This is a genomic window from Shimia sp. SK013 (assembly GCF_001292625.1).
Classification (GTDB): Bacteria; Pseudomonadota; Alphaproteobacteria; order Rhodobacterales; family Rhodobacteraceae; genus Shimia.
On sequence record NZ_LAJH01000012.1, the window covers coordinates 213,179 to 227,603 of the forward strand.

Below are 14,425 nucleotides of genomic sequence, written 5' to 3' on the forward strand. Positions count from 1 at the left end.
AGTTCTGGCGCGAGGGGGGAGTGTGTCAGTCAAATCCACTTCTGTCAGGATCAAACGAAGCGGTTTACGTAGTTTTCCAAGATTTCCTGACGACCGGACTTCGGAGCCGGATTCATCTTGCCTGCGTTCACGTCGGCAAAGATGCTGCCGAGATCGCTGGTCAGCATCGCTTGCGCCTCGGGTGTGTCCCAACCGGAGTACCGCTCAGACAGGGCCGCATCCAAACCACCGTCTTCGATCATGGCTGCGGCGGCTTTCAGGCCGCGTGCGCAGATGTCCATACCGCCCACATGTGCCGCGATCAGATCGTCGGCATCCAGTGATTGACGGCGCAGTTTGGCGTCAAAGTTGGTGCCACCTTTGGTCAATCCGCCATCCTTGAGGATGTGGTAATAGGCCAGCGCGACTTCGGGCACGTTATTGGGGAACTGGTCGGTGTCCCAGCCGGATTGATAGTCGTTGCGGTTCATGTCGATGCTGCCCAGAACCCCAAGTGCCGTGGCGGTGGCAATTTCGTGTTCAAAGCTGTGCCCGGCAAGAATCGCGTGGCCCTGTTCGAGGTTGAGTTTGACCTCGTTCTCAAGGCCGTACTTTTGCAGGAAGCCGTAACAGGTCGCGGCATCATAATCGTACTGATGCTTGGAAGGTTCCTGTGGTTTGGGTTCGACCAAGATCTGGCCGGTGAAACCGATCTTGTGTTTGTAGTCGACAACCATGTTGAGGAACCGGCCCATGTGGTCAAGTTCACGCCCCATGTCAGTGTTCAGCAGTGTTTCGTAGCCTTCACGTCCGCCCCAAAGCACATAGTTCTGCCCGTCCAGTTTCATGGTGGCGTCCATGCAGGTTTTCACGGTCGCGGCGGAGTAGGCAAACACATCGGGATCGGGGTTGGTCGAGGCACCCGACATCCAGCGGCGGTGGCTGAACATGTTGGCCGTGCCCCAAAGAAGTTTGACTTTGCGGCTGCTCATCTTTTCGCCGAAGTAGTCGATGATGGCCTCAAAATTTTGCAGGCTTTCGGCAAAGGTGTCGCCTTCGGGGCGGATGTCGGCGTCGTGCCAGCAGAAGTAGGGCTGGCCCAAGATGTCGAACATTTCAAACGCGGCATCGGCTTTGATCTTGGCGGTCGCCATTTGATCTTGGGGGTGCCAAGGGCGCTCTAGTGTTTGTCCACCAAAGGGGTCTCCACCTTCCCATGCAAAGCTGTGCCAGTAGGCGATGGCAAAGCGCAGGTGGTCTTCCATGCGTTTGCCCATGACAATTTCGTCCGGGTTGTAATGATGGAAGGCCATCGGGTTGGTGCTGTTTGGGCCTTCGTATTGAACGGGCGCGATGCCGGAGAAAAAGTCGGTCATGATTGTAGGGCCTTTATGCCGGAGTAGGAATTTCGGAAAGCGGCATAGGCCGCTTCATAATCGTCGCGCAGATCGCTGCGCGGTTGGATGATGGTGGCGACGTCGGGACGGGTCATGGTCGCAACCGGATCGGCGTCGGTTGCAGCGCAGATGGCCAGTCGGGCGGCCCCAAGCGCGGCGCCGAATTCGCCGTCTTTAGGCAGGGCGATTGGCAGGTTCAAAACCGTGGCGATCAATTCGACCCAGAATGGCGACTGTGAACCGCCGCCAATGGCGATGACTTGATCCAGCTTGGCGCCGGTGGATTTCAGCGCTTCCAGATTGTCGCGTAAGGCAAAGGTCACGCCTTCGAGGACGGCTTGCGTCAGCGCCTGATGCCCTGAGGCAATGTCCAGCCCAATGAAGGCACCGCGAACGTCGGCGTCATTGTGCGGGGTGCGCTCGCCAGACAAATACGGAAGGAAGCGCATTTTGCCGGGGCCGGAAATAGTGTCGCCGAGCGCTCGGGTCAGATCAGCTGGGCTCTCTTGCAGATTGCGAGACAGCCAGTTCAGGCAGTCAGTTGCCGCAAGAATGACGCCCATCTGATACCAGCGGTCCGGAATGGCGTGGCAAAAGGTGTGCACGGCGCTGGCGGGTTTCGGGGCATACGCGTCGCGGCCTGCAAGCAGCACACCCGAGGTGCCGAGCGAGACAAAACCGTCACCTTCGCCCAAAGCGCCGATGCCGCAAGCCGCTGCGGCGTTGTCGCCGGCACCGGCAGCCACGACAACATCGTCAGGCAGGCCGAGCAATGATGCGATATCAGAGCGCACTGTGCCGATGGCGTCGGACCCTTCAAACAGGTCAGGCATCTGGTCGCGGCGCATACCTGAGGCCGCAAGCAGGTCTTCGGACCAGTCACGCGCGCCAACGTCGAGCCAACTGGTGCCAGCGGAGTCGGACATGTCGGATGCGTAGACACCGGTCAGCCAGAAGTTCAGGTAATCTTTTGGCAGCAGGACTTTGGCGGTTTTGGCAAAGATGTCAGCTTCATTGTCTGCCACCCAAGCCACCTTGGGCGCGGTGAAGCCTGGAAACACGATGTTGCCAGACAGGTCGCGCACATTGGCCGTCGCATCAAGCTTGGCAGCTTGGTCGACCGAGCGTGTGTCGTTCCACATCATGCAGGGGCGCAGGGGCGTACCAGCCGCGTCCAGCAGGTTGGCGCCGTGCATATGCCCAGAAACGCCGATGCCACGAATGGCAGCAACTGCGGCGGGCGCTTCGGCGCGCAGCTCTGCAAACACGGTGATGCAGGCGTCTGTCCAGTCAGATTGGGCCTGTTCGGACCAGCCTGCGTGCGGACGTGTTGTGTCATATGATGCTTCTTTGGCAGCGACCACCTGTTGCGCTTCGTCGATCAAAAGCGCGCGCAGGCCGGACGTGCCAAGATCGATTCCCACAAACATGGGGCTCTCCTCAGTGTCTCCTCTAATTAGTTTTTGCCTCAAATTAATTCGGATTTCAAACCAGAAATTCAAAAATCGCGAATTGTTTTGGCCAGTTTGCCCGCAGGACCACGGCCTATTACCGGCTTTCGCTTTGTTTTCATGGCTTTGAGCGAAAGAGCCCTGCCATTTTCAACATAGCCGTAATGCAAGCGCATCGCTTGACCTTCCACCAGCTGGAACCCTTATGTAGCGTGTCAGGACAATAGAAAGACGACTCATGACGGCACTGACCTTGGATTTTCAGATCGACGGATTGAACTGCGCGGGCTGCGTCGGGCGCGCTGAAAAGGCGTTGGCAGCAGTGGATGGCGTGCGCGTGGCATCGGTGAACCTTGCGTCCGAGACAGGGCATGTGGTGTTTGATGCGCCGGCAGAAACAAAGGCGCTGTTGGCAGCTTTGGACACGGCAGGGTATCCGGCGCGCATCGCCGAAACGACGCTTGAGATTTCGGACTTGAGCTGTGCGAGCTGTGTAGGGCGGGCGGAGGCGGCCTTGCAGGCGGGGCACGGAGTCATTGATGTCTCGGTCAATTTGGCCACGGAAACGGCGCATGTGCGCTATGCCGAAGGCGTAATCACCGCGTCGCAAGTGGCTGCCTTGTCGACACGGGCGGGCTATCCTGCGCGGCTACAGCAGGCCGAGGCGCCGTTGGTGGATCGCAAAGCGGACGAGGCGGCGGCACTAAAGCGCAAAGTGGTGATTGCGGCGGCGCTGGCTTTGCCCGTCTTCCTGGTGGAAATGGGCGGGCACCTTTATCCGCCGTTGCACCATTGGATCATGGCCAACGTCGGCATGGCCAACAGTTATTATGCCCAGTTAGTTCTGACTGCGATTTTGCTCGCGGGGCCAGGACGCCAGTTTTACACCAAGGGATTTCCCGCGCTGATCAAAGGCGCGCCGGATATGAATTCTCTGGTGGCGATGGGCACCAGCGCGGCGTTCTTGTTTTCGGTTGTTTCGACCTTCGTTCCTGGATGGCTGCCTGATGGTACGGCAAACGTCTACTACGAAGCGGCGGCGGTCATTGTGGTGCTGATCCTTGCTGGTCGCTGGATGGAAGCACGAGCCAAGGGGCAAACGGGTGAGGCCATTCGCAAGCTGGTGGGCTTGCAGCCACGCACCGCGCGGGTTGAGCGCAAAGGCGAGATCAAAGATATCGCGATTGACGAGATCGCAGTTGGCGATGTTGTTGTCGTGCGCCCCGGCGAAAAAATCGCCGTTGATGGGCGGGTGTTGGAGGGTCTGTCTTTTGTCGATGAGGCGATGATCACAGGCGAACCTGTGCCGGTTGAGAAAACCGCCGGCGCAGTCGTGGTGGGTGGCACGGTTAACGGGCAGGGTGTTCTGCGCTTTGAAGCCGAAGCGGTTGGGGCCGACACCACGCTGGCACAAATCATTACGATGGTGCGTGACGCGCAGGGCGCGAAGCTGCCTATTCAGGGCATGGTCGATAAGATCACGGCCGTTTTCGTGCCGGTGGTGATCGGCATTGCGGTGGCGACGGTCGCGCTTTGGCTTGCCTTTGGGCCAACGCCTGCGTTGGGTCACGCAATGGTGGCCGGTGTGGCGGTTTTGATCATCGCCTGCCCCTGTGCGATGGGGTTGGCGACGCCGACGTCGATCATGGTGGGCACCGGCCGCGCCGCGCAGTTAGGCGTTTTGTTTCGGCGCGGAGACGCGCTCCAGCGGTTGCGTGACTGCGATGTGGTGGCGTTTGACAAGACCGGTACATTGACCGAGGGGCGGCCAAGCCTGAGCGATTTTGTGGTATCGCAGGGCTATGAGCAGGCCGAGGTTTTGCGGCTGGTGGCCGCGGCAGAGAGTGGATCGGAGCATCCGTTGGCGCGGGCGGTGATTGAGGCGGCGGATGGTTTGGAGTTGCCGGACGCGGATAGCTTTGAGGCAGTGGCAGGTATGGGGCTTCGGGCGAAAGTCGAGGGCCGTGTCATCACTGTTGGAGCGGACCGGTTCATGGCGGCGGAAGGCATTGCATTGGAAGGTCATACGGAAGCGGCCAAACGCCTTGCCAGCGAAGGCAAGACGCCGGTCTTTGCGGCGGTTGACGGTCAAGTCGCGGCGCTTCTTGCTTTGTCGGACAAGGTGAAGCCTGCAAGTCGTGCGGCGGTCGATGCGCTGCACGCGATGGGCGTGAGAACGGCGATGATCTCGGGCGACAACCGCGCCACGGCGGAGGCATTGGCCGACCAGCTTGGCATTGACCATGTGGTGGCCGAGGTATTGCCGGAGGGCAAAGTGGCGGCTTTGCGGGATCTTGCAGCCGAAGCCGGTGCGGTGGCCTTTGTCGGCGATGGCATCAACGATGCGCCCGCGCTCGCGGCGGCGGATGTGGGTATTGCAATCGGAACAGGCACGGATGTGGCGATTGAGGCGGCAGATGTGGTTTTGATGTCCGGTGATCTGCGCGGTGTGGTGAACGCGGTGACCGTGTCGCAAGCGGTGATCCGCAACATCCGGCAGAACCTGTTTTGGGCTTTTGCCTATAACGTGGCGCTTATCCCCGTGGCGGCAGGCGCGCTTTATCTTTTTGGCGGGCCGCTTTTGTCGCCAATGCTCGGGGCTGGCGCGATGGCGCTTTCGAGTGTTTTCGTGTTGAGCAACGCCTTGCGGCTGCGGTCAGTCAAAGCAGCAATGCCAGAGCAGGAGATTTTGGTATGAATATCGGAGATGTGGCAGAGCGGTCTGGCCTGCCGGCCAAGACCATACGTTACTATGAAGACATCGGATTCATTCGCCCCGCGCGCAGCGCCAATGGCTATCGGCAGTTTGCGCAAAAAGATCTGCACAAGTTGACGTTTGTCGGGCGCGCACGCTCGCTTGGTTTCACCATTGAAGATTGCCGCACTTTGCTGGCGCTTTATGAAGACCGTGGACGGGCTTCGGCGGACGTAAAAAGGGTGGCACAACAAAACCTTGCGGATATTGATACCAAAATTGCGGATTTGCAGGAGATGCGGGCAACGCTCTCGCATCTGGTGACGTCTTGTGCGGGAGATGACCGGCCAGATTGTCCGATCCTAGACACCCTTGGAGGCATGCCAAAGGCGTGAATTTTTGTAACTGTTGACAGGGACCCGTGCATGGCCGCATTTGACGGAACGCATGGGAGAGGACAGCAGGTGTATCGACAAATTGACAAGGCCGTAGGCTGGCTTTCGCGGGCCGTGGCCATCGCGGGGGGCATCATTCTGATTGCATTGGTGATCATGGTGTGCGCGTCCATTACCGGGCGGGCCCTGATCCCTCTGGGACTGAAGCCGGTATCGGGAGATGTGGAATTGCTGGAGATGGGCATGGCTTTCGCCATATTCGCGTTCCTGCCCTATTGCCAATATGTGCGCGGCCACGCGCGAGTTGATTTGTTTCAAGCGTCGTTTGGCCAAATGGGTAACCGGTTTCTTGACCTGATCGCTGATCTTGGTATGGCCGTTGCCGCGATTGTCATCGCGTGGCGGCTTTGGCTTGGTATGCTCGACAAGAAGTCCTACTTCGAAACGACTTTTATCCTGCAAGTCGAAATTTGGCAGGCATATGCTGGCGCAATGCTGGGCGCTGGCACGTTTGTGATTGTCTCATTGTTTTGCGTGTGGCGCAGCCTTAAGGCGATGCCGGGAGGTGGCGCATGAGCAATCTAGAAATTGGCGTTTGGTCCTTTCCGGTCCTGCTTGTTCTGATCTTTCTGCGGGTGCCGATTGGCCTTGCTATGATGGGCGTAGGCGTTGGCGGCACCTATTTGGTGATGGGCAGCACCCTGATGACGATGGGGCAGCTTAAGCACCTGACATTCAGTACATTTTCAAGCTATTCGCTGTCGATTGTGCCGCTTTTCCTGCTGATGGGTCAGTTCGCCACCCATTCCGGCATGTCCAAAGGGTTGTTCAAGGCGGCAGAGGCCTGGCTTGGGCATCTGAAGGGCGGCGTGGCGATGTCGGCCATTGGTGCCTGCGCAGGCTTTGGCGCGATCTGTGGCAGCTCGCTCGCGACTGCGGCCACGATGGGGCAGGTGGCTTTGCCGGAACTGCGCCGCTATGGCTATTCCGGCCCGCTGGCGACCGGAACATTGGCCGCAGGCGGCACGCTGGGTATCCTGATCCCGCCGTCGGTGATCCTTGTGATTTATGCGATCCTGACAGAGCAGAACATCGCCAAGCTGTTTGTTGCAGCATTTGCTCCGGGTATTCTCGCCGCGATCGGCTATATGCTGGTGGTCGCGATTTATGTGCGCGTCGTGCCCGGATCGGGGGACGCGTTGGAACGGGTGCCGATGGCAAACCGCTTTCGTGCTCTGATTGCTGTCTGGCCAGTGATCGTGATTTTTGGCGCCGTCGTGGGCGGCATCTACACTGGAGTGTTCACGCCAACCGAAGCCGCCGCTGTGGGGGCCATGGGCACCGGAATTGTGGCGCTGGTGTCTGGCGGGCTGAACATGTCCAAGCTGGTGCAATCTATACTGTCGACGGCCAATTCCACTGCGATGATCTTTTTCATCGTGTTGGGTGCGGGCATGTTCAACAGCTTCCTCGCGCTGACCCAACTGCCGCAAACCTCTGCGCAATGGGTGGCGGATCAGGGCTATTCGCCGATGTTTGTGCTGTTCTGCGTGTTGGTGCTGTATCTGGTCTTTGGTTGCGTGATGGACAGCTTGTCGATGGTGCTGCTGACCGTGCCGATCTTTTTCCCGATCATGATCGCGCTTGATTTCGGCATGAGCGTCGAAGACTTTGCATTGTGGTTCGGCATCATTGTTCTGATTGTGGTCGAGGTCGGGTTGATAACCCCGCCGGTGGGGATGAACCTGTTTGTGATCAACGCCATGGCGCGCGACATTCCGATCAGCGAAACCTTCCGCGGAACTGCGCCGTTTGTACTGGCCGATATCATACGGGTTGTGATCCTTGTGGCTTTCCCGCCGATCACGCTGGCGCTGGTGTGGTGGATCTATTGAGGTGAGGCATGAGCAGCGACGGACCTGCGATCAGAGATGGTGAAAGCCAGCTTGGGTTTGACCCGCTAGAGCGTGTGGATGCGCAGATCCGGTTTATCGGCCGTATCCGCACGCCTTGGTCGCGCGGCAATTGCCCAAAGAACGTCACCCGCGCCCGGGAGACCGGCGAGGGGGCCCGTGTCGAGTTGGAGCCAGGTTTTGCTGAAGGCTTGAGCGGGCTGGCGGTCGGGCAGGGTATATTGCTGTTTTACTGGATGGATCAGGCGCGGCGCGACTTGATCACACAGCGTCCCCGGCATCACGATACGGCGCGTGGCACTTTTGCGCTGCGCTCGCCCAATCGGGTCAATCTGGTGTCGCTGGCTGCGGTGCGCATAACGGCGTTGGATTTGGTCAAAGGAGTGATTGAGATCGACGCGATCGATTGCTTTGACGGCACGCCTTTGGTGGATATAAAACCCAGCGCGCCCGCGGTGGATGTACCACCCAACGTGTAACCCGCTCGGTTGCGGTTCAGTCGCGGCTCAGGAAAGGGCGTGGCGACGGCACACGGTTCAAATTGTCCGGCGTGGATTGCGACATCAGGTCTGGGCGCAGAGCCGCCTGCGTGGTGGCCCAAAAGAAAGCCCCCTCGGTTTGTTCGGCGATTTTGCCTGTGGCCAACTGGGCTGAGACGTGCGGCAACGTCCACATCAATAACAGGTGCTTGGGCATGAGGGATCTCTCCGGTGGTGTATCGTCAGACGGAATTAAGTTGTGATTGGCTCGCCGGATGCTCGGGGAACGTGCGGCTCGCCAGTGTGTGTAAGCCTCAGGAGACGAGAGTCTATTGAGGGGAGATAGCACCGGCGGCATTGCACTCAAAAGGCAAGGCGTTCAGCGGAGGATTGCCGCTTTAGGCCGTGAAATGAAGAAGCGACGCTAAAAACAGTTCGGATCATGCCCTCGTGTCAGTGTTGAGTCAGAAGCAGTGGCAGCCCGTAGGGGAATCGAACCCCTCTTTCCAGGTTGAAAACCTGGCGTCCTAACCGATAGACGAACGGGCCACGCTTATGCTGGGTTCGGGTGGAGCTGATGTCCGGAGAACCGGCTTCGACTGGCAGCCCGTAGGGGAATCGAACCCCTCTTTCCAGGTTGAAAACCTGGCGTCCTAACCGATAGACGAACGGGCCGTGCCGAAGCGTGAGGCGTATCTAGTGAATGGCGGGGTTCTGCGCAAGGGCAAATATTACCCGCAGTGTGATTTTTCGCCGGGCCAGGCAAGGGCATGTTGCCGCCAGCGCAGCAGAGCCACGATTCCCCCAAGGTATTTGGGTTTATCGAGACGAGACTGGCGCCAAATCAGGCGCGCGCGGCGTCCTCAAGTCTGAGTTGAACGCTTTGGCGGCCGCCCCAAGTATTGATTTCAAGTCGGCCTGCAAAGTGGAAACGGGCACCGCCGTGTGATTCGAGTGCCGCCCCCATTGGGGTGTCAAAAGCACCAAAGCAGATCGCGTCGAGGCGCGTGCCAAACCCGTCGCCAAAGGTGACCTTGAGATGGCTGTCGCCCACACGTTTGGCAAAGCGGATTTCAACGTCGGGAAAGGCAAAGCGCGGCGCGGGTGCACCAGCGCCAAACGGGCCGGCCTTGTCGATGTCTTGCAGGAGATCGACGGTGGCGGCGCCCGGCATCAGGAGCCCGTCGAGTTTCAGATCAGCAGGGCCCGCGTCGCCAGCGCCTTGTTTGGCCAGAAGCTCTGAGAGCCGCGCCATTGCGGGCTCCAGCTGATCGCGCGCCACGGTCAGTCCGGCGGCCATTTTGTGCCCGCCGCCTTTGATTAGCAAACCTTCGGCGGCGAGTTTCTGGATGGAAGCGCCAAGGTCTACGCCGGAAATAGATCGGCCGGAGCCTTTGCCCTCGTCGCCATCAAGGCCGATAACAATGGCCGGGCGGTTGGTGTTTTCTTTGAGGCGGGAGGCCACGATGCCGACGACGCCCGGATGCCAGCCTTCGCCAGCGGCCCAAACAAGTGGCGCGTCAAGCCCGCGTTCTTCGGCCTGTGCCAATGCGGCGGCGCGCACGGCGGCCTCGATGTCGCGGCGTTCGGTGTTGAGGTGATCAAGTTGGTCGGCAATGGCGCGGGCCTCTTGTTCATCGGCGGTGGAGAGCAGTCGCGCACCAAGGTCAGCCTTGCCGATGCGGCCACCAGCATTCACCCGCGGGCCGAGCAGAAAGCCGAGGTGGTAGGTGTTGGGCGCGCTGTCCATGCGGCTGACATCAGAAAGCGCCACAACGCCGACGCGCGCGCGCTTTGCCATCACCTTGAGGCCCTGTCGCACCAGAGCGCGGTTCACGCCAATCAGCGGCGCAACATCGGCCACTGTGCCGAGCGCGACAAGATCGAGCATCGACATCAGGTCAGGGCCTTTCGCGCCGTCGCTGCGCAATTGGCGGTTGGCCTCTACCAGCATCAAAAACACAACCGAGGCCGCGCAGAGATGCGCAAGATCGCCGCTTTCGTCCTGACGATTGGGGTTCACCACCGCAACGCAATCAGGCAGGGTTTCACCGCCAAGGTGGTGGTCGAGCACAACAACATCCGCGCCTTTGGCGGCAGCAATCGGGCCGTGAGACAGCGTGCCGCAATCCACGCAGATGATCAGGTCGTGGTCCTTGGCCAACGCAGCCATGGCGTCCTCGTTGGGGCCATAACCTTCGTCGATGCGGTCCGGCACATAAAGCGTTGCGGTCATGTTCATGGCGCGCAGCCAAGTGATCAGGAGCGCGGCCGACGTACCGCCGTCCACGTCATAATCGGCAAACACGGCAATGCGCTGTTTGGACTTCACGGCTTGCAAGAACCGTGCGGCGGCGGTGTCCATATCCTTGATCGAATGCGGATCGGGCAGCAGGTCCACCAGTTTGGGGTCCAGAAAGGTCGGCGCCTCTTGCGGGGTTACACCGCGGCGCGCCAGCACCGCACACAATGCGGGCGGCAAGTTGGTGTCTTGCGCGATCTGCTCGGCCGCGCGGGTGGTTTCTACCGCCGGGCCAACCCACCGCCGCCCTGTCAGGCTTTCGGAGACATCCAGAAAATCGCTCATTGTGTGGCCTTCTTGGTATGCAAAGGCCCGCCAAAAGAGGCGGGCCGATGTCGGGGCGTCGCAGCCCTATGTATCAGAGCCGTTTCCGGCGCTGTAATCAAGTCGCGATCAGGACGTTTGATCGACCGGTGCGCGATAGGTCATGCGCCGCACGGAGCCTGATTTGGACCGCATCAGTAGTGTTTCGGTCTCGATCCAGCCGGGTGTGCGTTTGATCGCGGGCAGCAGCGAGCCGCCGGTCACGCCGGTTGCGGCAAAGATAACGTCCTGTGTCACCATTTCGTCGCGCGCATAGACGCGGTCGAGATCGGTGATGCCTGCCTTGGCGGCGCGGCCGCGTTCGTCATCGTTGCGGAACAAGAGGCGACCCCACATTTGGCCACCCATGCATTTCAATGCGGCTGCGGCGAGAACGCCTTCGGGTGCACCACCTTGGCCCATATACATGTCGATGCCGGTTTCTTCGGCTTCGGCACAGTGCATGACACCAGCCACGTCACCGTCTGTGATCAGACGGATCGAGGCGCCGGTGGCGCGAACTTCGGCAATCATTGCCTCGTGGCGAGGGCGTTCGAGAATGCAAAGCGTGATGTCGGAGGTTGCGCAGCCTTTGGCGGCGGCCAGCGCTTCAACGCGTTCACGCGGCGACATTTCCAGCGACACTACGTCTTTGGGGTAGCCCGGGCCAATCGCCAGCTTGTCCATATACGTGTCAGGCGCGTGCAGCATCGAGCCGCGCGGGCCCATCGCAATTACGGTCAATGCGTTGGGCATGTCCTTGGCGGTCAGCGTGGTGCCTTCCAGCGGGTCCAGCGCGATGTCGACGCCGGGACCATTGCCGGTGCCAACTTCTTCGCCAATAAACAACATTGGCGCTTCGTCGCGTTCGCCTTCGCCGATCACCACAACGCCTGCGATGTCGAGCAGGTTGAGCTGTTCACGCATGGCGTTCACAGCAGCTTGGTCAGCAGCCTTTTCGTCGCCGTTGCCGATCAGAGCGGCGGAGGCGATTGCGGCTTGTTCGGCGACCCGTGCGAGGCCGAGCGACAGCATACGATCGTGAAATTCCGGCTTTTGAGACATGGAAAAATCCTTATGTGCTGGTCCTGCGGATCGAATAGCGCAGGGGGGGCTGGCTCACAAGCCCGAAGGGGCTTGCGGGCCTTGTAAATCAAACGGTTTCAATACGAAGGGCAACGGGATCAGATGCCACGACACCCGAAACACGCATGGCTTCGATGGCCTGATCCAGAGCGCTGCGTTGTGTCTTGTGGGTGACGATCAGAACCGGCGCATGGGCATCATCGTGACGTGTCTGACGCATGCGATCGATGCTGATGCCGTTGTCGCCAAGCGCCGTAGCGATTTTGGCCATCGCGCCGGGTTTGTCCTCAAGCGCAAGGCGCAGATAATAGGGCGCGGGCGAGTTTGACTGTGCACTTTTGGCGACGACAAGATCGTTTGCAGGCACGCCAAAGGTCGACAGGCGGAAGCCACGCGCGATGTCGCAGACGTCACCCATTACTGCACTGGCCGTAGGACCTTCGCCGGCACCGGGGCCGCGCAGCACAACTTGCTCAACCGCGTCGCCTTCGATCACAACCATGTTGGTCCCGCCCTGAAGTTGGCCCAGTGGGCTGTCTGCTGGCACCAGACATGGCGACATGCGTTGCTCTAGGCCGCGACCGGTCATCTGGGTCACACCCAGAAGTTTAATTTTGTAGCCCAGTTCCGCGGCCTGATTGATGTCTTCAATCGAAATACGCTGAATACCTTCAAGCGCGACACCGTCAAAATCCACGCGGGTGCCAAAGGCGATCGCGGACAGCAGGGACAGCTTGTGGCCGGCGTCGATGCCGCCAACGTCAAGATTTGGATCAGCTTCCAGATAGCCAAGCGCGTCGGCTTCGGCAAAAACTTCGTCATAGGGCAGACCCGCGTCCTGCATTCGGGTCAGGATGTAGTTGCAGGTGCCGTTCATCACGCCCATCACGCGGCTGATTTCATTGCCGGCAAGCCCTTCGGTCAGGGACTTGATCACCGGAATACCACCGGCGACCGCCGCTTCGAACCGGATCACGGCGTTTTTCGCCTCGGCAGCTTCCGCGAGCGCCTGACCATGGTGGGCCAAAAGCGCCTTGTTGGCGGTGACCACGTCTTTGCCAAGCGCGATAGCGGCCTCAATGGCGTCCTTGGCAGGGCCATCATCGCCCCCCATCAGTTCGACAAAGACATCGACGTCGTCGCGTTTGGCCAATGCAACAGGATCGTCTTCCCAGGCATAGCCGGTCAGCGCGACGCCGCGATCCTTGTCGCGGGAGCGCGCAGAAACTGCGGAGATCACAATCGGACGACCGGTGCGGCGGGCCAGCAGGTCGGCCTTTTGGCGGACGATTTTAACAACGCCGACACCGACGGTGCCAAGCCCGGCGATGCCAAGACGCAATGGCGGGCGCGGGGAAGTGGTCATCGGCGAAGTCTCCTTGCAAATCTGGTTTGGTGGTGCTTGCCGTTTAGCTTGTTCAGCGGGACGGTGCAACGCGCTGAGCGGATCTATTCCAGTAAGTTCTGCGCCCGCCTGCGCAGGCGCCGTTCACGGGCGTCAAGTGCGTCGTCGCTCCCGGAATGCAGGCGCGGGGTTTCCGCCACCAGAGCCTCGGTGTTTGGCAAGATCAACGGATAAGGCGCCTTGGCAATGTCGTCATCCACTTCGCCAACCACATCTGGAAACTGTCCACACCCAAGCAAGGCTGTGCAGGTCAGTGTCATCAGAATAGGGCGGGTAAGAAGGCGGGGCATGCGGGCCTGCGGTGATTTGGATTTTGTCACACTATGGCGCATGCCTTGGGGCGCGACAATAGATGGAAACCAGAGGGATGTGGACCAGAAGGGGTTTTAAAAGAACGTCTGTTCAGTTAACTAAAGAAGATGGCACGTACAACAGGTTCACATTCCGATATTACTGGCCCGCGGGTGCGCGCGGCGGCGCTGGCGCTGTTTGCACAACACGGCTTTGCTGCGGTCTCGATGCGCCAAATTGCGCGGGACGTGGGCGTGCAGGCCGGGGCGCTTTATAACTATACGCCAGATAAGCAGAGCCTTTTGTTTGATCTGATGAACGCGCATATGGGCGAGCTGTTGGCGTCGCGGGCCGATTTGCCTGGCTCGCAGTCTCCGCTCAAGGCACTTGAGGCTTTTACGCGGTTTCACATCCGGTTTCACTCGGAGCGGCCTGAGGAAGTTTTCATCGCTTATATGGAGCTTCGCAATCTGAGCGCCGAGAATTTCGAAAAGATCGAGGAGCTGCGCCGTGCTTACGAAGACCAACTGGAAGAGATCCTGCGCAGCGGTGTCGCCGAGGGTGTGTTCCAGGTGGCGGATTCCAAGCTGGCGACGATGGCGGTGATTGCCATGTTGACCGGGGTCAACACATGGTTTCGCGAAGGCGGCCGGTTGTCTCTTACTGAGGTTGAGCAAATTTACTGGGATATGGTGCGAAAATCCGTGGGCGCCTGACCGATCACGCCCC

Annotated in this window: 13 protein-coding genes and 2 tRNA genes; 6 read left to right on the plus strand and 9 right to left on the minus strand. The window is 59.8% G+C overall.

Translation table 11 applies throughout. The features are described 5' to 3' along the window. Positions 1-50: 50 nt before the first annotated feature. Together xylA and xylB are read right to left on the minus strand one after the other, a co-directional pair. Positions 51-1,355 carry a xylose isomerase gene (gene xylA, locus SHIM_RS10755; RefSeq protein WP_054002646.1) on the minus strand — a complete coding sequence of 435 codons (1,305 nt, stop codon included), beginning with the start codon at positions 1,353-1,355 and terminating at the stop codon, positions 51-53. Continuing rightward, on the minus strand, positions 1,352-2,806 hold the full coding sequence (xylB, locus tag SHIM_RS10760) for a xylulokinase (protein ID WP_054002647.1): 1,455 nt from the start codon (positions 2,804-2,806) through the stop codon (positions 1,352-1,354). The genes xylA and xylB overlap by 4 nt, the downstream gene beginning before the upstream one ends. Positions 2,807-3,065: 259 nt before the next feature. Here xylB and SHIM_RS10765 point away from each other — a divergent pair, with 259 nt between their 5' ends. The 5 genes from SHIM_RS10765 (at position 3,066) to SHIM_RS10785 (ending at position 8,309) form a co-directional block, all read left to right on the plus strand. Further along, complete coding sequence (locus SHIM_RS10765) at positions 3,066-5,525, plus strand: heavy metal translocating P-type ATPase (RefSeq protein WP_054002648.1); 2,460 nt, start codon at positions 3,066-3,068, stop codon at positions 5,523-5,525. Then, positions 5,522-5,917, plus strand: a complete 396-nt coding sequence (cueR, locus tag SHIM_RS10770; RefSeq protein ID WP_054002649.1) for a Cu(I)-responsive transcriptional regulator — start codon at positions 5,522-5,524, stop codon at positions 5,915-5,917. Before SHIM_RS10765 ends, cueR begins: the two co-directional genes overlap by 4 nt. Before the next feature lie 69 nt (positions 5,918-5,986). Next, a complete protein-coding gene (locus SHIM_RS10775) occupies positions 5,987-6,493 on the plus strand; it encodes a TRAP transporter small permease (protein ID WP_054002944.1) in 507 nt (168 codons plus the stop codon). Then, positions 6,490-7,812, plus strand: a complete 1,323-nt coding sequence (locus SHIM_RS10780) for a TRAP transporter large permease (RefSeq protein WP_054002650.1) — start codon at positions 6,490-6,492, stop codon at positions 7,810-7,812. The genes SHIM_RS10775 and SHIM_RS10780 overlap by 4 nt, the downstream gene beginning before the upstream one ends. 8 nt (positions 7,813-7,820) lie before the next feature. Beyond that, entirely contained in the window at positions 7,821-8,309 is a 489-nt protein-coding gene (locus tag SHIM_RS10785) for an SAM-dependent methyltransferase (RefSeq protein WP_054002651.1), read from the plus strand. 16 nt (positions 8,310-8,325) lie between these two features. On the opposite strand, the gene SHIM_RS10790 is transcribed toward SHIM_RS10785, so the two are convergent. From SHIM_RS10790 to SHIM_RS10820, 7 genes are all read right to left on the minus strand, one after another. Continuing rightward, positions 8,326-8,526 (minus strand): hypothetical protein, encoded by a 201-nt coding sequence (locus tag SHIM_RS10790; RefSeq protein WP_054002652.1) that lies wholly within the window; start codon positions 8,524-8,526, stop codon positions 8,326-8,328. A gap of 257 nt (positions 8,527-8,783) precedes the next feature. Further along, positions 8,784-8,858 (minus strand) — tRNA-Glu (locus SHIM_RS10795). Between the two features lie 51 nt (positions 8,859-8,909). Continuing rightward, positions 8,910-8,984 (minus strand) — tRNA-Glu (locus SHIM_RS10800). Between the two features lie 169 nt (positions 8,985-9,153). Further along, the gene (recJ, locus tag SHIM_RS10805) at positions 9,154-10,896 is read right to left on the minus strand and encodes a single-stranded-DNA-specific exonuclease RecJ (protein WP_054002653.1); all 1,743 of its coding nucleotides are present in this window, start codon (positions 10,894-10,896) and stop codon (positions 9,154-9,156) included. Between the two features lie 108 nt (positions 10,897-11,004). Then, positions 11,005-11,979, minus strand: coding sequence for a class II fructose-bisphosphatase (gene glpX / locus SHIM_RS10810; protein ID WP_054002654.1), 975 nt, complete (start codon positions 11,977-11,979; stop codon positions 11,005-11,007). Positions 11,980-12,067: 88 nt separating this feature from the next. After that, positions 12,068-13,366 carry a homoserine dehydrogenase gene (locus tag SHIM_RS10815; protein ID WP_054002655.1) on the minus strand — a complete coding sequence of 433 codons (1,299 nt, stop codon included), beginning with the start codon at positions 13,364-13,366 and terminating at the stop codon, positions 12,068-12,070. Positions 13,367-13,449: 83 nt separating this feature from the next. Continuing rightward, the gene (locus tag SHIM_RS10820) at positions 13,450-13,695 is read right to left on the minus strand and encodes a hypothetical protein (RefSeq protein WP_152926524.1); all 246 of its coding nucleotides are present in this window, start codon (positions 13,693-13,695) and stop codon (positions 13,450-13,452) included. Positions 13,696-13,824: 129 nt separating this feature from the next. Here SHIM_RS10820 and SHIM_RS10825 point away from each other — a divergent pair, with 129 nt between their 5' ends. Continuing rightward, on the plus strand, positions 13,825-14,412 hold the full coding sequence (locus SHIM_RS10825) for a TetR/AcrR family transcriptional regulator (protein ID WP_054002657.1): 588 nt from the start codon (positions 13,825-13,827) through the stop codon (positions 14,410-14,412). Positions 14,413-14,425 lie beyond the last annotated feature (13 nt).